The sequence below is a fragment of the Streptomyces mesophilus genome (genome assembly GCF_011044995.1).
GTDB lineage: Bacteria > Actinomycetota > Actinomycetes > Streptomycetales > Streptomycetaceae > Streptomyces > Streptomyces mesophilus.
Genome location: NZ_JAAKZW010000098.1, coordinates 1 through 18921, shown reverse-complemented (window position 1 = coordinate 18921; position 18921 = coordinate 1). Strand labels below are relative to the sequence as shown.

Here is an 18921-nt window from a genome sequence, read left to right as displayed (position 1 = left end):
GCTGCTACCCCCAGTAGCTGTTCTCGTCAATGGAGCAGCTGTAGTTGGGGCCACGGCCCGGCGGGGTTTGCTGTTCTCGTACGGGACTGCCTCACTGAGGGCCCGTCCCGCTCGCCCCGTTCACACCCGCCCCAGACATACGCATGCTTCGCAGCAGCCTGTCCAGAGTTAAGAGTTACGTCAAGGTCAGTACGCGCCGGATGTCCGTTTCATGATCACTTGCCCGGCAAGAGCGTCATGACTGTGACGGATCCCCCACCTCTTCCACAGGTTTCACACCCGGCCCCGGTGAAGGCCCGCGCGACGAGGGCGGGTTGTCAGACCCGCCTGCCACCATGGATGCACTCGGGAATCCATCAAAAGACACGGACCACACGAGCCGACGACGGGGGCGGAGTGACAGCGGACGACGGCCAGGTGCCCGTCGGGGTGCGGGCCAGAGCACTGCTGCGGGCCGGGCGCGAACTGCTCGGTGCCGCACGCTCGGTGCTGCGCGAGCACGACGCGGCCCAGGAGGAGGTGCGGCGCGCATACGGGGTGCTCGCGGAGGTCTTCGTACACAAGGAGCTCGAAGGGCTGCCGCTGACGGCCCTGCGGGACGTGACGCGCGGGCAGCTGCGCGAGGCCGCGCTGCAGGCCCTGGAGGCGGCCGGGCTCGCCTCGGTGGGCCGGGTGCGGGACGCGCAGCCGTACGGGCTGCGGCAGGTGCCCGGCATCGGCGCGCAGACCGCGGGTCAACTGCACAGCGCCGCCGGCCAGTTGGCGCGCGCGGCCGCTGAGACCGTGGCGGTACGGATCGATGTGGACGCCCAGGAGGATGCGCGGCACACCTCTCTCGTACGGGCGTTGAACCGGCTCGTGCTCGCCGGTCCCGGCATCCCGGAGGCGGTCGCGCTGGCCCGTAAGACCGCAGAGGCGCTGGAGAGCGATCTGTCCGCGGCCGTGACCACGGGCTCCCGTGTGCAGTGGCTGCTCGCGGGACGCCGCAAGCGGGATCAGGCCGGGGCCGCGCTCCTTCGGGTACGTGAGGCCCTCGCCGCGACCGCCTCCGCGGACGTACGGATGACGCTGGACCAGGCCGTCACGGATCTGCTGCGCGGGCCCGAGCCGGCCGACCGGGCCTGGCTGGACTTCCAGGTGCGGGCCGCCGAGTACTACACGGTGCTCGGCAAGGTCGCCGATCTGCCCGAGGACCGGGAGTCCGCCGAGGGGTTCATCCCGACCGGCATCGCCGAACAGGTGCGGGCGCAGCCGCTCGACGAGTCGCTCCTCCAGGTCTCGCTGCGCGGCTACCAGGCCTTCGGCGCACGCTTCGCGCTGGCCCGCCGCCGCGTCCTGATCGGCGACGAGATGGGGCTCGGCAAGACGATCCAGGCCCTCGCGGTGCTCGCCCATCTGCGGGCCACCGGGGAGGGCCGGCACTTTCTCGTGGTGTGCCCGGTGGGCGTCCTGCTCAATTGGATACGGGAGATCGAGGGCCGCAGTTCACTGATCACCTACCGCGCCCATGGCCCGGGACGGCATACCGCCGTGGACGCCTGGGCGGCGGAGGGGGGCGTGCTCGTCACGACGTACGACGTGCTGCGGACACTGGAGATACCGAAGGTGCCCCTCGCTCTGGTGGTCGCCGACGAGGCGCAGTACGTGAAGAACCCCAGGACCCGGCGGGCCGAGGCGCTGCGCGTGCTGATCCGGCGGCCCTCCACCGGCCGTGTGCTGTTCCTGACCGGCACACCGATGGAGAACCACGTCGCCGAATTCCGGTCGCTGATCGGGCAGTTGCAGTCACCCGATGCGCACGCGCTGCAGTACGGGATGGGGGCGCTGGATTCGCGGGCCTTCCGCGCGGCCGTCGCGCCCTGCTATCTGCGGCGCAATCAGCCGGATGTGCTCGGCGAGCTGCCCGGGGTGATCCATGCCGACGAGTGGGAGGAGCTCTCGGACGGCGACCGCACCGCGTACCGCCGGGCGGTCGGCGAGGGGAACTTCATGGCGATGCGGCGGGCGCCCTATGCGGACCCGGCGCGCTCGGCGAAGCTGCACCGGCTGCGCGAACTGGTCGCGGAAGCGGCCGCCAACGACCTGAAGGTGGTGGTGTTCTCCTGCTTCCTCGAGGTGCTCGCCGTGGTCGAGGCGGCCCTCCACGGCGCGGCACTCGGCCCGCTCACGGGTGCGGTGCCGGCCGATGAACGTCAGGCGCTGGTCGACGAGTTCACCGCGGCACCCGGCCATGCGGTGCTGCTCGCGCAGATACGTACCGGGGGCACCGGGCTCAATCTGCAGGCGGCGTCGGTCGTGGTCCTGTGCGAACCGCAGCTCAGCCCTGCCCTGGAGGCGCAGGCCGTGGCCCGGGCGCACCGGATGGGGCAGGTGCGGCGGGTGCAGGTGCACCGGCTGCTCGCCGCGGACAGTGTGGATGTGCGGCTGCTCGAGGTGCACCGGGTCAAGCAGGAGCAGTTCGATACGTACGCGCGCCGCAGCGAGGTCGCCGAGACGGTCCCGGAGGCGGTCGACATCTCGGACCCGGACCTGGCCCGCCGCATCGTGGAGGACGAACAGCTGCGGCTGGCCCTCGGGGTGTGAGCGAGAAGGGGACCTATCGTCTCGCCGAAGCCCGGCAATTCGGGCACTGCGCGAGACGATAGGTCCCCCTGTCAGATCACACCCCGGCCCCCGGCCCCGGTCACCCGGACGGTCCGGTCCCCGGGGGGCCCGGCCTCAGCTCAGTCCGTCTGCGTTTCCTGCTGCTTGCGCCAGCGGATACCGGCCTCGATGAAACCGTCGATCTCGCCGTCGAGCACGGCCTGCGGGTTGCCGACCTCGAACTCGGTGCGCAGGTCCTTGACCATCTGGTACGGGTGCAGGACGTAGGAGCGCATCTGGTTGCCCCAGGAGCTGCCGGAGTCCTTGAGCGCGTCCATCTTGGCGCGCTCCTCCTGGCGCTGGCGCTCCAGGAGCTTGGCCTGCAGCACGTTCATGGCACTGGCCTTGTTCTGGATCTGGGAGCGCTCGTTCTGGCAGGAGACCACGATGCCGGTCGGCAGGTGCGTGATGCGCACGGCCGAGTCGGTGGTGTTGACGCCCTGGCCACCGGGCCCTGAGGCGCGGTAGACGTCGATGCGCAGCTCGGACTCGTCGATCTCGACGTGGTCGCTGGACTCGACGACGGGGAGCACCTCGACGCCCGCGAACGAGGTCTGGCGGCGGCCCTGGTTGTCGAAGGGCGAGATGCGCACGAGGCGGTGGGTGCCCTGCTCGACGGAGAGGGTGCCGTAGGCGTAGGGGGCCTTGACGACGAAGGTGGTCGACTTGATGCCGGCCTCTTCCGCGTACGAGGTCTCGTACACCTCGGTGCTGTAGTTGTGCCGCTCGGCCCAGCGCAGGTACATGCGCTGCAGCTGCTCGGCGAAGTCGGCGGCGTCGACGCCGCCGGCCTCGGCGCGGATGTTCACGAGGGCCTCGCGCGCGTCGTACTCACCGGAGAGGAGCGTGCGGACCTCCATCTCGTCCAGCGCCTTCTGGACCGCGGTCAGCTCGGACTCGGCCTCCGCGAGGGTGTCCGCGTCGTCCTCCTCCGCGGCCATCTCGAAGAGCACGGCGAGGTCGTCGATACGGCCCCGCAGCGCCTCCGCCTTGCGGACGTCGGCCTGGAGGTGCGAGAGCTTGCTCGTGATCTTCTGGGCGGCCTCCGGGTCGTCCCACAGGGACGGGGCCGCGGCCTGCTCCTCGAGCACGGCGATGTCGGCCCTCAGCTTGTCGAGGTCCAGGACGGCCTCGATGGACGTCATGGTCGCGTTGAGGGACTTGAGCTCTTCGGAAATATCGACGACTGCCACGCCCTCCAGACTACCGGTGGCTGTGGGCGCACTCGTCCCCGCTCCGGTGAGGGCTATGGGGACGGTTCTGTTTCGTCGTCGGGTGCGGGCCGGTTGCGCCTGCGGCGGGCTGATTTCCCCTACCCGCCCCTTCCCGAAACCGGGGCTTCGCCCCGGACCCCGGCATCCGAACTCCGTTCGGATCTCCTCAAGCGCCGGAGGGGCTGAAAGGGGCTGGATGTGCCGCCCGAGCGGAAAGTCACGGCGTAGCCGAAACCGAAGGTTTGCCGTCCTGCGGTGTTCCGCCGTCGTCGTCGCCCGATACCGCCAGCCAGCCGCCCACCCCGATCGCCGCCGCGAGCGCGACCGCCGATGTGGTCAGGACGATCCGGCGGCGGCGGGCCGCGGCCGCGCGGTGGCGGGCCGAGCCCGGGCGCGGGGCGCCCGCCGCGCGGGGGGCACGGGCGGTGCCGCGGGCGCCGCCCGCGAGCTCGTCGGGGCCGGGGACGCGCATCGAGGTGTGGGTGTCGCGGTTGGAGTCCGGGGTCGAGCCCGGCACCAGGGGGACCGCTCCCCGGCGGGGGGCCGCGGGTTCGGTGGGCGGGAAGGCGGCTTCGGGCTCCTCGGGGAACTCGGGTTCCGGTTCGTCCACGTCGAGCGGCGGCATGCCCGCGACGACGGGGAGCTGCTCGCGCAGGCGCGCGGCCAGTTCGGAGGCGCGCAGCCGGGATGCGGGGGCCTTGGCCAGGCACTGGACGATCAGCTGCCAGAGCTCGTCCGGGATGCCCGGGAGCGGGACGACCGTCTCGGTCACATGGCGGCGCAGAACCGCGCCGGGGTGACCGCCGCCGAAGGGCGTGAAGCCGGCGAGGAGTTCGTACAGGACGGTCGCGAGGGCGTAGATGTCGACGGCCGCGCGGGGCGGCAGGCCCTCGATGATCTCGGGGGCGAGATAGTCCGGGGTCCCGATGACCTTGGTCGCGCGCGTACGGCGCGGGGAGTCGACGAGCTTGGCGACGCCGAAGTCGGTGAGGAGAGCGGGGTGCGAGCCGCCGGGGCCGAGGGGGCCCTGCATGTCCAGGAGGACGTTCTCCGGCTTGACGTCGCGGTGCACGATGCCGGCCGCATGCGCGGCGGCCAGGCCGTCGGCCACGTCCGCCACGATCGCGACGGCCGCCTCCGGGGCGAGCCGCCGTTCGCGGTCCAGACGGGTGCGCAGATCCGTGCCGCGGACGAGGTCCATGACGAGCGCCAGATCGTTGCCGTCCACGACCAGGTCCCGTACGCCGACCACGCTCGGGTGGTCGAGGCTGAGCAGCGCCGTGCGCTCCTGGACGAAACGGCCGACCAACTCCTGGTCGGCGGCGAGGTCTTCACGCAGCAGTTTGATCGCGACGGGCCCCTCGGGACCTTCGCCGAGCCAGACCGTGCCGGCCGAACCGCGGCCCAGGATCTGGTGGGCGGTGTACCGGCTGCCGATTTTCCGTGCCAAGACTGCTCCTACGGGCTCCTGTTGGCGATAAAGCTACGCGGCTTCGGCGCCAACCTTCACTTCCCGGGGAGAAATCACTCGCTGGATGTCGACAAATCCATCAGGCCGCAGTGTGGGGACCGGATTGCCTACTGACAGCCGCCGCCGGACCCACCGTCCGTCACACCTGCAGACCATTGATCCACTTCGACACCTCGTCGTACCAGTGCCCGATCTGGCCGAAGAACGAGCGGCCCTGGCCGATCCAGTCCTGCAGCGGGCTCAGTTCCCAGATCAGCCACGCGGCCACGACCATGATGACGATCGTGAACAGGCAGCCCTTGAGGCAGCCGAGTCCGGGGATCCTCATCGGGTTGGCGCTGCGCTGCCTCGGCTGACGCGGCGGGCGCGGCTGCTGCGGAGGCGGCGACGGAGGCGCGTACCGCTGCGGCTGCTGCTGGGGCTGCGGCGCCGGGGCGTACCGCTGCGGCTGGTGCTGCTGCGGGTGCTGTGGCTGCTGCTGCGGATATCCGTACCCCTGCGGCGCCTGCTGCGGGCGCTGCTGCTGACCGCGCTGGACCTGCCGCTGCGGGCGGCGCCGCAGCGGGTCCTGGTTGGGGTCGAGGTACTGGACCTGGGTCTGCTCGTTGCGGTCGCGGGCCGCACGCATCTGGTTCTGCCACGGATGCGGGTCGTCCGGGTTGCCGGCCCCCGGGGCGCCCGGCGGCACCGGTGGCATCACGGCGGTCGGGTCGGCCGCGCCGCGGTTCGGCAGGACGGAGGTGGGATCGGCGTCCGACGAGCCGGAGGTGTGCGGCATCACATTGGTCGCGGCGTTCGGGTCGTACGAACCCGCGTTGTGCGGCAGCACCTGCGTCGGGTCCGCGGCGCCCGGCGTCACCGGGACCGGCGCGGGCGTCGGGTCGGGAGCGAGCAGTGCGCCCACGCCCTCGGCGGCGGTGATCTGCGAGGAGTTCGCGTGGATGCCGATGCCCTCGGCGACCACGCGCAGCGCACGTCCCAGGTTCTCGGCGCTCGGCCGCTCCTCGGGCTTCTTGCGCAGACAGCGTTCTATGACCGTCCACAGCGGCTCGGGGACCGTGCTCGGGCGGCGCGGCTCCTCGCCGAGGTGGCGGTGCAGCACTTCGAGCGCACTTCCGCCGGAGAACGGCGGACGGCCCGTGACCAGCTCGTACAGCAGGATTCCGGCGCCGTAGATGTCGACGGCGGAGGTCTGCGGACGGCCTTCGGCGGACTCGGGTGCGACATACGCCGGCGTACCGACGAATTCATGGGTACGGGTCAGGCCCGGCGAATCCGCGAGGCGCGCGATGCCGAAGTCGGTGAGCATCGGGGTCATGCCGTGCTCGTCCTCCTTGAGGAGGACGTTCGCGGGCTTGAGGTCCCGGTGCACGACGCCGTCGGCGTGGCTGGCGGCCAGCGCGTCGGCGATCTGGGCCGTGAGCAAGGACGCGGCGACCGGGGTCATCGGGCCGTTGTCCCGGATGTAACGGTGCAGGTCGGGACCGTCGACGAGGTCCATGACGAGCGCCAGGAGATCGCCTTCGACGACCAGGTCGCGGGTGCGCACGATGTTGGGGTGCGTCAGGCGGAGCAGCACGGAGCGTTCGCGCAGGAAGCGCATCACGACATCCGCGTCGTTGGCCAGCTCTTCCTTGAGCACCTTGATCGCGACGGTCTCGCCGGGGTGCCCCTGGACGGCGGCCTCGGCGCCCGCGGTCTCGCGCTGGCGGGCTCGCCAGACGGTGCCCGTGGCGCCGCGTCCGAGCGGCTCCTCGAGCAGGTACTTGCTGCCTACCGGCCGCACGTCATGCGCTCCCTGTCGATCGTCGAACTCTGTTCCTGGCGTTCCTTGTGTTCCGCCCCACTGTAGTGCGGCCGAACGGGGCACTGGTGTGCCCTCGGCCACCCGTTCCCGTAACAACCGTGGCGGTTCCGTTCCCGGGGAAGACGCAGGCAGTCGGCGGTTGGTTGCCGGGTCCCCTGCCCACGCACGTCCCATGCACACGCCCGCCGTATACCCGCGCGGCCAATTACGCATGAGCGAGGGCGATTTGGACTCCAAAGACGGAAAACCCGATCAATCAAGATCACTTAATGGTGGGTGCCGGGCGTGTTGTCGGTGGCAGGTGCGAGGATGCCTACGAGCACGGAGCCATGCCGTGTGCGGTGGGGGTCACCGACGGGCCATCCGTCCCCCGCCGGGCACCCGCGCAGAAGGGACCGCTGACGGCGATGCAGATCCGGCTGACCGTCCTCCGGGCAGGCCCTGACGGCCGCAGCGCGCAGTGGGCGCGCGACTGCAGCGCCACCGACGTGCTGGTCACCGCGCCCGCGGGCACCGCGCTCGCGGCGGTCGCGTCCGGCCTGGCCACGGCGGCGGGCGCCGACGCCTCTTCCGGGGCGCAGGTCGTGCTGTACGCGGGCCCGGACCGGCTCGACGCCAGGACCTGCCTGCTCGGCGAGCCCCCGCTGGTCGACGGCGCCATGCTCACGCTGCACTCCCCCGCCGAGCCCGCACCCACCGCCCAGGGCGCGGCCGCCCGGCTGCATGTGATCGCGGGTCCCGACGCCGGCGGTGTCCATCTGCTGCACGGCGGGAAGATCACGATCGGCCGCTCCGCCGACGCGGACGTCCCGCTCGACGACCCGGATGTCTCCCGGCTTCACTGCGCGGTCACGCTCGCCGACGACGGCCGCGTCTCGGTCACGGATCTCGGCTCCACCAACGGCACCGTCCTCGACGGCGCCCCCGTCGCCGACCGCCCGCTGCGTCTCACCCCCGGCGCGCTGCTGCGGATCGGCGAGTCCACGCTGCGGCTGTCCACGACGGCCGACCCCGAGCCTCTGCCCACTGCGCCGGACGGGGAGGGCCACCTGCGGGTGGCGGCGGTGGGCCCGCAGGACCCGAGTGCGCCCGGCGCCTCTTTCGTACGGCAGGACGCCGGTCTCGTACGAGGGGATGCCGATTCCGTACGAGGGGGCGCTCATCCCGTACGAGAAGGGGAAGCCGCCTCCGCGGCAGCAGCCCCCGCACGAGAGCGCGCCGCCGCGCCGCCCCGCGTGCCCGCGCAGGCGTCGCCGCACGCGGGCCCGCCCGCCGGTGCCACCCATCACGCCTACGGGCACGCCGAGTTGGACCCTTCCCACGAGCACACCCGGGCCGACGAACCGGCCGAGCCGCTCGGTGAGCACGGCCGCACCGGCACCCCCGCGCGCGGCACCACCGTTCCCCGGCAGCTGCGCCGGCGCGGGCTCGGTGCCTGGGCGCGGCGGCTCGCGGGCGGACGCGCCGAGGAGGAACCCCTGGCACCGGCCGAACCCGCCGCCGAGCCACAGCCCGCCGAACGCACGCCCCAGCCCGAGACCTGGCCCGACCCCGCGGCCCTGCTGCTCACCGCGCTCGGCCCGGGGCCGCGCCTGTGGGAGCGCGGCCGGGAGCACCCCGAGGCGCTCGCCGTGCGGCTCGGCACCGTGGACCGGCCGCTGACCGACCAGGGCCTGCTGCTGCCGGCCGTGCCCGTCACGGTCGGTCTTCGCGAGGCCGGCGGGCTCGGGCTCGCGGGCCCGCGGGCGCGCCTGACCGGGCTCGCGCGCGCCGTGCTCGCCCAGCTCGCGGCGCTGCACGCGCCCACGGAGCTGGAGATCGTGCTGCTCAGCACGGACCGTTCGCGCACGGTGGAGCAGCGGGTCGCCGAGTGGACCTGGCTGGGCTGGCTCCCGCATCTGCGGCCGGCCCGCGGTGAGGACTGCCGGCTCCTGGTCGCCTACGACCGTGAGCAGGCGGCGGCCCGTACGGATGAACTGCTGCGCCGGATCGACGACCGGCTCGACGAGGGCGACGCCCCCGGCCGCTCCGCGGGCCCCCGCACGCTGCTCGTGGTGGACGGCGACCCCGGTTCGGCCGCGCTGCGGGCGGCGACCGTGCGGCTCGCCGAGGAGGGTCCGGGGGCCGGGATCCATGTGCTGTGTCTCGCCGAGACCCCGTCCGCGTCCCCGTCGTCGCCGGTCTCGCTGACGTACGAGACGGCGTGCACGGCGCTGCCCGCCTTCCGCTCCTGCGGTGCGGTGGCGCTCCTGAGCGGCGATGTCGCCACGGCCCTGCGCCTGGTGCGTACGGTGCGCGGGCAGCTCGCCGGGCAGGGCACCGTCGCGTCGGTGGACGCGGTGTCGCCGGCGTGGGCGGAGCGTTTCGCGCGGGCCCTCGCACCGCTGCGTACGGCGGAGAACGGGCCGCAGGCCGCCCGTCTCGCCTCCCCGCTGCCCCAAGCGGCCCGTCTCCTGGACGAGTTGGGGCTCGCGCGGGCCACCCCCGCCTCGCTGCTCGCCCGCTGGGCGGCGGCCGCGGACGACCACGATTCGCCGGGCGGGCGCGCCTGGGCGGTGCTCGGGGCCGGACCGCGCGGTCCGGTCTGCGCGGACCTGGTCGCCCAGGGGCCGCATGTCATCGTCGAGGGCCCCCCGGGCAGCGGGCGCACCGAGCTGCTTCGCGCGGTCGCCGCCTCGCTCGCCTCGGCCGAACGTCCGGACCGGCTCGGTCTCGTCCTCGTGGACGGCGCGGGTGCGGAACGGGGTGACGGGCTGCGGCCCGCCACGGAGCTGCCCCATGTGACCACGCACCTCGCGGCCAACGACCCGGTACGGATGCGGGAGTTCGCCCAGTCCCTGACGGCCGAGCTGAAGCGGCGCAGCGAGCTGCTCGGCCGGAGCGATTTCGCCGAGTGGCATACGGGGCGGGCGGTCGCCGGACGGATGGTCGCGCAGCGCTCGGGGTCCGGGGACGGTTCGGCGGACCTGGACGCGCCCCCGAGCTCGACCCTCAAGTTGCGTGCGGGCGGGCGGAGTTCCGAGGCGGGTATCACGCAGGAGACGGCTCTTGCGCGTCTTGTCGTCGTGGTCGACGACCTCGACGCCCTGATCGCCCCCGCGCTCGGCGCACCCGGCCGGCCCTCGGCCGGCTCGGTGGTCCGGGCCCTGGAGGCCGTCGTACGGGAGGGTGAGCGGCTCGGCGTCCATCTGGTCGCGGCGACCGGGCGGCCCGAGCGGACGGTGGATTCGCTGCCGGCCCGGGGCGCCGCCGTACGGATCGTCCTCACCGCGCCCTCCGCGGCGCCGGAGGATCCGGCGCCCGGGCGGGGGCGGCTGCTGCTCGCCGACGGCCGGGTGGTGCCGTTCCAGACGGGGCGGGTCACGGGGCGCATCCCGCGTACGGCGACGCTGCGGCCGACGGCGGTGGCCCTGGAGTGGGAGCGCATGGGCGATCCGCCGGACCGCCGCCCCGTACGCGAACTCGGCAACGGACCCACGGACTTGGCCCTCCTCGCCAGCGCGCTGGAGCGGGCGGCGCGGTCGGTGGCGGCGCGCGAGGTTCCTTCGCTGTTGTGAGGGTGCGGGTGTTTCGGGTTGCGGGTCGGGGTGCGTTTCCGGGCTGCGGGTCGAGGCGAGGCTGAGTTGGGCTGAGTAGTTTGTCCTGACATCCCGTCACGACCCCATCACGATCACGTACTTGACACCGCAGGCGCTATTGCGGCGCCCCACCCCCGGGCGTAGACCAGACCGCACGGGACAGCGGAACGGGAGAGACGGGGCAGTGATGCGCACAACTCTTCGGACACGCAGGGCCGCGATCGCGCTCGCCGCCGTGGGCGCCTTGGCGCTCAGCGGCTGCGGTGACGACGGCGGCTCTGAGGACAAGCCCGGTGACGGCAAGGACACAGGAGCGGCCCAGACGGTCGAGCTGCCCAAGCTCGACGGCCAGACACTGGAGGTCTCGGGCGTATGGTCCGGGCCCGAGGAGAAGAACTTCAGGAAGGTCCTCGAAGAGTTCGAGAAGCGTACGGGCGCGACGGTCAACTATCTGTCCACCGGCGACAACACCGCCACCGTGCTCGGCACGAGGATCGAGGGCGGCAAGCCGCCGAACGTCTCCTTCCTGCCGCAGGTGGGCGTGCTGCACCAGTTCGCCGAGCGCGGCTGGGTCAAGCCGCTCGGCAAGGAGGCGCAGGCGCAGCTCGACAAGAACTTCAGCAAGGGCTGGAAGGACCTCGGCGCGTACGAGGGCAAGCAGTACGGCGTGTACGCGAAGGCCGCCAACAAGTCCCTGATCTGGTACAACACCGAGGGCTTCGAGGCCGCCGGCATCACCGAGCCGCCCGCGGACTGGAAGAGTTTCATCGAGACGGCGCAGACGCTGTCCGACGCCGGCTGGCCCGCGGTGTCCATCGGCGGTCAGGACGGCTGGACCCTCACCGACTGGTTCGAGAACATCTATCTCTCGCAGGCCGGGCCGGAGAAGTACGACCAGCTGGCCAAGCACGAGATCAAGTGGACCGATCCCAGCGTGAAGGAAGCCCTCACCACGCTCGCCGAGCTGTGGGGCAAGGACGATCTGATCCAGGGCGGCGCGGACGGCGCACTGCGCACCGAGTTCCCGAAGTCCGTGACGAACACCTTCAGCGGTGACTCCCCTGCGGCGATGGTCTTCGAGGGCGACTTCGTCGCGGCGAACATCAACGCGGACACGGACGCGAAGCTCGGCGAGGACGCCGATGTCTTCAAGTTCCCTGCGGTCGGCGACGAATCGCCGGTCGTCAGCGCCGGCGACGTGGCCACGGTCCTCAAGGACGGCGAGGCATCCCAGGCGATGATCACCTGGCTGGCCTCGAAGGACGCGGCCGAGATCTGGGTGAACCAGGGCGGCATCCTGTCCCCCAACAAGTCCGTGGACATGGCCAAGTACAAGGACAAGATCACCCGCGAGATCGCCCAGGCCCTCCTTGACGCCGGTGACGACTTCCGCTTCGACATGTCCGACCAGGCTCCGGCCGCGTTCGGCGGTACGAAGGGGCAGGGCATGTGGAAGGGGTTGCAGGACTTCCTCAAGAACCCCGGTGACGTGGAAGGGTTGCAGCAGCAGCTGGAGAGCGCCGCGGCCAAGGCGTACAAGGGCTGACGGCCTCCGATGTCGACCCCTGCAGTGAGCGCGGGGGCCGCCGGTCCTGCCGGTGTGCCCCCCGCGAAACCGCGTAAGAGCGTGCTCGGCACCAAGCCCGGGGTGGTGGTGCTGTTCCTGCTGCCCGCCCTGATCATGCTGGGCGCGCTCGTGGTCTACCCCATCGGGTACTCGGTGTGGCGCAGTCTGTACGACGAGACCGGTGACGGCTTCGTCGGGCTAGGCAACTACGGCGATGTGTTCACCGACGACGCCACGTTCACCGCGCTGAAGAACACCGCGATCTGGGTCGCGATCGCGCCCGCCCTGGTCACCGGACTCGGCCTGATCTTCGCCGTGCTGACCGAACGGGTGCGCTGGCAGACCGCGTTCAAGCTGATCATTTTCATGCCGATGGCCATCTCGATGCTGGCCGCGGGCATCATCTTCCGTCTGGTGTACGAGGCGGACCCGGACCAGGGCGTCGCGAACGCCGTGGTCGTGGGCGTGCACGACACCTTCGTCGAATCGACCGCCTATCCCAAGGCGAGCGCGCCGAACTGGTCGGACATGGAAGGGCCGCGCGCCAAGGGCCCGTACACCACCAAGTCCACCGTGTCGGCGGGCGAACCGGCGCTGCTCCCGCTGGTCGGGCTCCCGCCGGACAAGGTGCCCGGCGACCCGGGCCCGGCGAAGGCCGCCGAGGCCGCGGGCGACAAGATCACCGGCACCGTATGGCTGGACTTCCAAAAGGGCGGCGGCGGTGAGAAGGGCGTCGTCGACGGCAAGGAGAGCGCGCTGCCCGGCGTGAAGGTCGAGGCGGTCAAGGACGGCGAGGTGGTCGCGTCCGCGACGACCGGCGACGACGGTACGTTCGCGCTGCCCAAGGAGGCGGACGGGGCTCAACTGCGGTTGCCCGCCTCGAACTTCGGGGCGGCCTACAACGGGCTCGACTGGCTCGGCCCGAGCCTGGTCACACCCGCCGTGATCGGCGCGTACGCCTGGATGTGGGCCGGCTTCGCGATGGTGCTCATCGCGGCCGGGCTCGCCGGAGTGGACCGCAATCTCCTGGAAGCGGCCCGCGTGGACGGGGCCAATGAGTGGCAGGTGTTCCGCAGAGTCACGGTGCCCCTGCTCGCACCGGTCCTCGTGGTCGTGTTCGTCACCTTGATGATCAACGTGATGAAGATCTTCGACCTGGTCTACATCATCGCGCCCGAACCCGTGCAGGACGACGCCAACGTCCTTGCGCTGCAGCTGTATCTGGTGGCCTTCGGGCCGCGGGCCGACTACGGGCTCGGCAGCGCCATCGCCATCGTCCTGTTCATCCTGGTCCTGCCGGTGATGATCATCAACATCCGGCGTCTGCGGAAGGAGGGACCACGGTGAGCGAGTCATCGGCAGCATCCGAGTTCTCCGGCCCCACCGAGCCGAAGGCCCCCGCCGAGGCGAAGGCCGGGCCGGTGACGGCACCCTCCGCGGACGGGACAGGGGGCCGGCCCCGCCCGTCGCTCGCCGCACGGATAGCGAGCCGTTCGGGCGGCGGGGTCCTGCGCGTCTTCCTGATCCTGATGGCGCTGCTCTGGCTGACCCCGACGCTCGGCCTGCTCGCCTCGTCGTTCCGCGACCCCGGCGAGATGACCGAGTCGGGCTGGTGGACGGTGTTCACCGAGCCCTCCCAGTTCACCTCCGAGCTGTACTCGACCCTGCTCGGCAACGACACGATCACCGACGCCCTGGTCAACACCATCTGGATCACGGTTCCTTCGACGGTGCTCGTGGTCGTCTTCGGCGCGATGGCCGGCTACGCGTTCGCATGGATGGACTTCAAGGGCCGCGACTGGTGGTTCGTGGCCGTGGTGGGGCTGCTCGTCGTCCCGATCCAGATCGCGCTGATCCCGCTGGCCCGCCTGTTCGGCGACATCGGGGTGTTCGGTTCGATCGTCGGCCCGATCCTGTTCCATGTGGGCTTCGGTCTGCCGTTCGCGGTGTTCCTGCTGCGGAACTTCTTCGCGGAGATCCCCCGTGAACTCCTCGAAGCGGCGCGGCTCGACGGGGCCGGTGAGGTACGGCTGTTCTTCACGGTGGTGATGCCGCTCGCGGGGCCCGCCCTCGCCTCGCTCGCCATCTTCCAGTTCCTGTGGGTGTGGAACGACCTCCTGGTGGCGCTGATCTTCACCGACACCTCGTCGCAGCCGCTGACGGTCGCCCTGACCCGTGAGACCCGGGCGTTCAGTCAGAACATCGAGACACTCGCCCCCGGCGCGTTCCTCTCGCTGGTGATCCCGCTGGCCGTGTTCTTCGCGTTCCAGCGGCAGTTCGTGTCCGGCGTGATGGCGGGGGCCGTCAAGTAGCGCGAGGGAGAGAACCGGCACGTAGGCGCGAGGGAGAGACCCGTCAAGTAAACGATGAGCAAACCTCAGCGAAAGGCGCCCTGACCTGCAGGGCGCCTTTCGTCGTCCCGGAGAGTTCCCCCGTATGCCACGTCTGGCGTAACTGCTCTACGCCCAGGGCCGTTTCACGGCAGTATGCCCGTGCCGACCCATGGATGTGCCTTGCCCCGGTTCAGTGTCATCGTCCCCGTGTACAAGGTGCAGGCATACCTGCACGAATGCCTCTTCTCGGTCCTCGAACAGTCCTGCACGGACTTCGAGTTGATCGTCGTCGACGACTGCTCACCCGATGGATCGCCCGCGATCATCGACGAGTTCGCGGCCGCCGACCCCCGGGTCAGAGCCGTCCACCTCACGGAGAACGTCGGCCTCGGTCGGGCCCGCAACGCCGGCATGGCGCAGGCGCGCGGCGAGTACCTGATCTTCCTGGACAGCGACGACACCCTCACCCCGGACTCCCTGCGCGCGATCTCCGAGCGCCTCAAGGAAACCGACAGCCCGGACATCCTGCTCTACGACTACGCGCGCACCTACTGGACCGGCGAGGTCCGCCGCAACGAGTTCGCGCACCTGCTCGGCGAGGGCGGCCCCGCCAGTTTCCAACTGGACGACCGGCCGGGCCTGTTGAAGGTCATCATGGTCGCCTGGAACAAGGCGTACCGCCGCGAGTTCATCGAAGAGCAGCAGCTGGCCTTCCCGCCCGGCTATTACGAGGACACGCCCTGGACGTATCCGGCGCTCCTCGCGGCCGAGTCGCTCGCGGTCCTCGACCGGGTCTGCGTGCACTACCGCCAGCGCCGCCGCGGCTCGATCCTCGGGACGACAAGCCGCAAGCACTTCGACATCTTCGACCAGTACGAGCGGGTCTTCGCCTTCCTCGACTCCCGCCCCGACCTTGCCCGTTGGCGGCCGGTGATGTTCCGCCGGATGACCGACCACTACTCGACGCTCTTCACCAAGCGCGGCCGTCTGCCGCGCGGCACCCGGGCCGAGTTCCTGCGCAGGGCCCGCACCCACTACCGCCGCTACCGCACCAAGGGCCACCCCGTGCCGCTGCGCACCCGGCTGCGGCACGCGCTGGTCAAGCTGGGCACGCACCGCACGTACCGGGCGCTGATGCTGTCCCTGGGCGTGAAGTCCCGGCTCACCTCGTACGCGAAGGGCCTGCGACGCCTCACCCGCGGCGCCCTGCTCCAGGTGCACTACCGCATCCAGCTCAAGCTGCCGGTGAAGCCCGACTATGCGGTGTTCTCCGCCTATTGGGGCCGGGGTCACTCCTGCAACCCGGGCGCGATCGAGGCGAAGGTCCGTGAGCTCGCGCCCGGTATCCGCACCGCGTGGATCGCACAGCCCGGGCACCACCACCAGGTACCGACGGGGACGCGGCGCCTGACGCCGGGCACGGCGGCGTACTGGACGGCGCTCGCGCGCGCCAAGTACCTGGTGAACAACGTCAACTTCGACCGCCGGCTGGTCAAGCGCCCCGGACAGGTCCTGATCCAGACCCAGCACGGCACCCCGCTCAAGCACATGGGCCTGGACCTCCAGGACCGCCCGGCCGCCGCCCGTGACACGGACTTCGGGCAGCTGATGGCCAGCGCGGACAAGTGGGACTACGTCCTGACCGCCAACCGCCACTCGACGCTGACCTGGGAGCGGGTCTTCCCCGCCTCGTACGAGATCCTCGAGTACGGATATCCGCGCAACGACCGCTTCCTGCACGCCACTTCGCTCGAGGTGGCCCGGCTGCGCGAGACGCTCGGCATCCCCGAGGGCTCCACGGCGATCCTGTACGCGCCGACGTACCGCGACTACCGGCGCACCCAGCGCACCCCGGTCGACCTGGAGCGGATGCTGCGCGAGCTGGGTCCGCGCTACACGGTGCTGACCCGCGCGCACCACAGCTACGAGGCTCCGCTCGCCACCGCCGACTCCGCCCGCCTGATCGACGTCTCGTCCCACCCGAGCGTGGAGACGCTGTGCCTGGCGAGCGACGCGCTGGTCACGGACTACTCGTCGCTGATGTTCGACTACGCCAACCTCGACCGCCCGATCGTCATCTACGCGGACGACTGGGAGGCCTACGAGGCCGCCCGCGGCACGTACTTCGATCTGCGCGCCTTCCCGCCGGGCACGGTCGCCCGCAGCGAGGACGAGCTGATCGACATCTTCGCCACCGGGCACTGGCGCGGCTCGCGTTCGGCGCAGCTGCGGGCCGCGTTCCGTGAGCGCTTCTGCGCGTACGACGACGGGCGGGCCGCCGAACGCGTCGTACGCCATCTGTTCCTCGGCCAGACACCTGGCCTTCCCCCGGTGGTTCCCCTGGCGGACAGGCGCCCGGTACCGGCTGCGGCGGCCCGTATCGGCGTACCGCAACCGGCCGAGCCGACGCTCGTTGCCCCTGTGCCCGAACGGCCGTGACACTCCCGGGAGTTCCGATGCAGCACGCCCCGTGCGACCCCGCCACCCTGCCCCGTCCCACCAGCCTGTCCGAGGTCAAGGGCTGGTTCCACAGCCCTGATCAGGTGCTCTTCGACTGGTTCCTGACCCGCCAGGGCGAACAGGGCCAGACGGGTGACCTTCTCGAGATCGGCGCCTATCTCGGCAAGAGCGCCATCTTCATGGGCCGTTATCTGCGCCCCGGTGAACTCTTCACGGTCTGCGACCTCTTCGACTCCCCGGCCGGGGACGACGCGAACAGCCGCGAGATGAACCGCTCGTACGCGACCCTCACGCGCCGCGCCTTCGAGGCCAACTACCTGTCGTTCCACGACGAGCTGCCGGCCGTCGTCCAGGGCCCGTCCTCGGTGATCACCGACCATGTCGAGCCGGGCACCTGCCGCTTCATCCACGTGGACGCCTCGCATCTGTACGAGCACGTGCACGGCGACATCGCCGCCGCCCGCGACCTGATCGGCCCGGACGGCATCCTCGTGCTCGACGACTTCCGCGCCGAACACTGCCCGGGCGTCGCCGCCGCCACCTGGGGCGCGGTCGCCACGACGGGGCTGCGCCCGCTGTGCATCACGGCCACGAAGTTCTACGGGACCTGGGGCGCGTACGACGAGGTGCACGCGGACCTCGCGGCGATGCTCGCGGGCCGTGACGACATGTGGCACGGCGCCGAGCAGGTGGCGGGCGACCCGATGATCCGCATCAGCGGCCGCAAGGCACGGCTGCCCGGGCAGCCGGTGTCGCGGCATCGCGAGGAGCGGACTCCCGAGCACCGTCCGGTGCGCAAGAGCGGCCTGCGGGCGCTCCTGGGGCGGCGCTGATGCACCACATCCCGACCGCACGCAGGCCGCGCGCCCTGGACGACGTGCCCGGCTGGTTCCAGCCGGTCGACCAGGACCTGTTCGGCGTACTGATCGAGGCGACCGGTCCCGAGCCGGGCGATCTGGCCGAGATGGGGTGCTATCTCGGCCAGAGCGCGATCCTCATGGGACGCCACCTGGGGCCCGGGGACGTGCTGACGGTCTGCGATCTGTTCGGCGACGAGACCCACGGCAGCTACAGCCGCCGCGGCACGCTCGCCTACTACCGCAAGCGGCTCACCCGGGACGCCTTCGAGGCGAACTACCTCGCCTTCCATGAGGAGTTGCCCCGTATCGTCCACGGCCGCACCGTGGAACTCGCCGAGGAGCTCGCCGCGAAGAGCTGCCGCTTCGTGCATATCGACGCCTCGCATCAGTACGAGGACGTCAGCGGCGATATCGACATCGCCCGGCGCGCCCTGCGCCCGCACGGCATCGTCGCGCTCGACGACTACCGCACCGAGCATGTGCCGGGTGTCGCCGCGGCAGTGTGGGAGGCGGTCTTCACCAAGGGGCTGCGTCCCGTGTGCGTCTCACCCGCCAAGCTGTACGCGACCTGGGGCGATCCCGGGCCGTTCCAGCGGGCGCTGCGCGGCTGGGCGGCGGAGCGCACGGACCGGACCGTGGGCGAGGACACCATCGACGGCGGCACGGTGCTGCGCATCGCCCCGTCGAAGCTGCCGCCGCCGCGCGGGGCCCGCCGCGTGGCCCAGGAGCTGCTGCCTCCCGTCGTCCTGCGCGCCGTGAGCAAGGCGCTGCCGTAAGGCTCCGAGGCTGCCGCCACCCGGGGGAGAGTGACGCGCCGCTCCCCCGGCGGCGGGTGCTTCGGCGTTTCCCTTTTGCCCATGATCCGCAAGAGAACAAGTCAGGGCCTGGCCCTGCTCGTCGCCGTGGCGGCGGCGCTCCCGGCCCACCGGGCGGCGGCCGACCCCGCACCGCCCGCGCCCCAGCCGTCGGCCACGGCCCTCCCCCAGTT

General features: G+C 71.5%; 11 protein-coding genes. 8 read left to right on the top strand and 3 right to left on the bottom strand.

Going from position 1 to position 18921, the window contains the following annotated elements:
* The first annotated feature begins 396 nt into the window (after window positions 1-396).
* Complete coding sequence (locus tag G6045_RS22190; RefSeq protein WP_328707861.1) at window positions 397-2583, top strand: DEAD/DEAH box helicase; 2187 nt, start codon at window positions 397-399, stop codon at window positions 2581-2583.
* Between the two features lie 140 nt (window positions 2584-2723).
* On the opposite strand, the gene prfB is transcribed toward G6045_RS22190, so the two are convergent.
* The 3 genes from prfB to G6045_RS22175 all read right to left on the bottom strand — a co-directional run bounded on the left by prfB (window position 2724) and on the right by G6045_RS22175 (window position 7114).
* Window positions 2724-3836, bottom strand: coding sequence for a peptide chain release factor 2 (gene prfB / locus G6045_RS22185; protein ID WP_165333798.1), 1113 nt, complete (start codon window positions 3834-3836; stop codon window positions 2724-2726).
* A 238-nt stretch (window positions 3837-4074) separates the two neighbouring features.
* Window positions 4075-5307, bottom strand: coding sequence for a serine/threonine-protein kinase (locus tag G6045_RS22180; RefSeq protein ID WP_165333797.1), 1233 nt, complete (start codon window positions 5305-5307; stop codon window positions 4075-4077).
* 160 nt (window positions 5308-5467) lie between these two features.
* Entirely contained in the window at window positions 5468-7114 is a 1647-nt protein-coding gene (locus G6045_RS22175) for a serine/threonine-protein kinase (RefSeq protein ID WP_165333796.1), read from the bottom strand.
* 428 nt (window positions 7115-7542) lie between these two features.
* On the opposite strand from G6045_RS22175, the gene G6045_RS22170 reads away from it, so the two are divergent.
* The 7 genes from G6045_RS22170 to G6045_RS22140 all read left to right on the top strand — a co-directional run bounded on the left by G6045_RS22170 (window position 7543) and on the right by G6045_RS22140 (window position 18709).
* Window positions 7543-10692 carry an FtsK/SpoIIIE domain-containing protein gene (locus tag G6045_RS22170; RefSeq protein WP_165333795.1) on the top strand — a complete coding sequence of 1050 codons (3150 nt, stop codon included), beginning with the start codon at window positions 7543-7545 and terminating at the stop codon, window positions 10690-10692.
* A gap of 208 nt (window positions 10693-10900) precedes the next feature.
* Window positions 10901-12259 carry an ABC transporter substrate-binding protein gene (locus G6045_RS22165; protein ID WP_165333794.1) on the top strand — a complete coding sequence of 453 codons (1359 nt, stop codon included), beginning with the start codon at window positions 10901-10903 and terminating at the stop codon, window positions 12257-12259.
* Window positions 12260-12268: 9 nt separating this feature from the next.
* Window positions 12269-13627: a carbohydrate ABC transporter permease gene (locus G6045_RS22160; RefSeq protein WP_165333793.1), complete on the top strand. Its 1359-nt coding sequence runs from the start codon at window positions 12269-12271 to the stop codon at window positions 13625-13627.
* Between the two features lie 74 nt (window positions 13628-13701).
* Window positions 13702-14592 carry a carbohydrate ABC transporter permease gene (locus tag G6045_RS22155; RefSeq protein WP_328707862.1) on the top strand — a complete coding sequence of 297 codons (891 nt, stop codon included), beginning with the start codon at window positions 13702-13704 and terminating at the stop codon, window positions 14590-14592.
* 201 nt (window positions 14593-14793) lie between these two features.
* Window positions 14794-17052 carry a bifunctional glycosyltransferase/CDP-glycerol:glycerophosphate glycerophosphotransferase gene (locus G6045_RS22150; RefSeq protein ID WP_165333792.1) on the top strand — a complete coding sequence of 753 codons (2259 nt, stop codon included), beginning with the start codon at window positions 14794-14796 and terminating at the stop codon, window positions 17050-17052.
* A 17-nt stretch (window positions 17053-17069) separates the two neighbouring features.
* On the top strand, window positions 17070-17906 hold the full coding sequence (locus G6045_RS22145; protein ID WP_165333791.1) for a class I SAM-dependent methyltransferase: 837 nt from the start codon (window positions 17070-17072) through the stop codon (window positions 17904-17906).
* Window positions 17906-18709, top strand: coding sequence for a class I SAM-dependent methyltransferase (locus G6045_RS22140; RefSeq protein ID WP_165333790.1), 804 nt, complete (start codon window positions 17906-17908; stop codon window positions 18707-18709). The genes G6045_RS22145 and G6045_RS22140 overlap by 1 nt, the downstream gene beginning before the upstream one ends.
* Window positions 18710-18921 lie beyond the last annotated feature (212 nt).

What these genes read in the sequence shown, in the direction of transcription:
- G6045_RS22170 (WP_165333795.1), top strand. Translation starts at nt 7,543, where the DNA reads ATGCAGATCCGGCTGACCGTCCTCCGGGCAGGCCCTGACGGCCGCAGC.
- G6045_RS22160 (WP_165333793.1), top strand. Translation starts at nt 12,269, where the DNA reads ATGTCGACCCCTGCAGTGAGCGCGGGGGCCGCCGGTCCTGCCGGTGTG.
- G6045_RS22165 (WP_165333794.1), top strand. Translation starts at nt 10,901, where the DNA reads ATGCGCACAACTCTTCGGACACGCAGGGCCGCGATCGCGCTCGCCGCC.
- G6045_RS22140 (WP_165333790.1), top strand. Translation starts at nt 17,906, where the DNA reads ATGCACCACATCCCGACCGCACGCAGGCCGCGCGCCCTGGACGACGTG.
- G6045_RS22145 (WP_165333791.1), top strand. Translation starts at nt 17,070, where the DNA reads ATGCAGCACGCCCCGTGCGACCCCGCCACCCTGCCCCGTCCCACCAGC.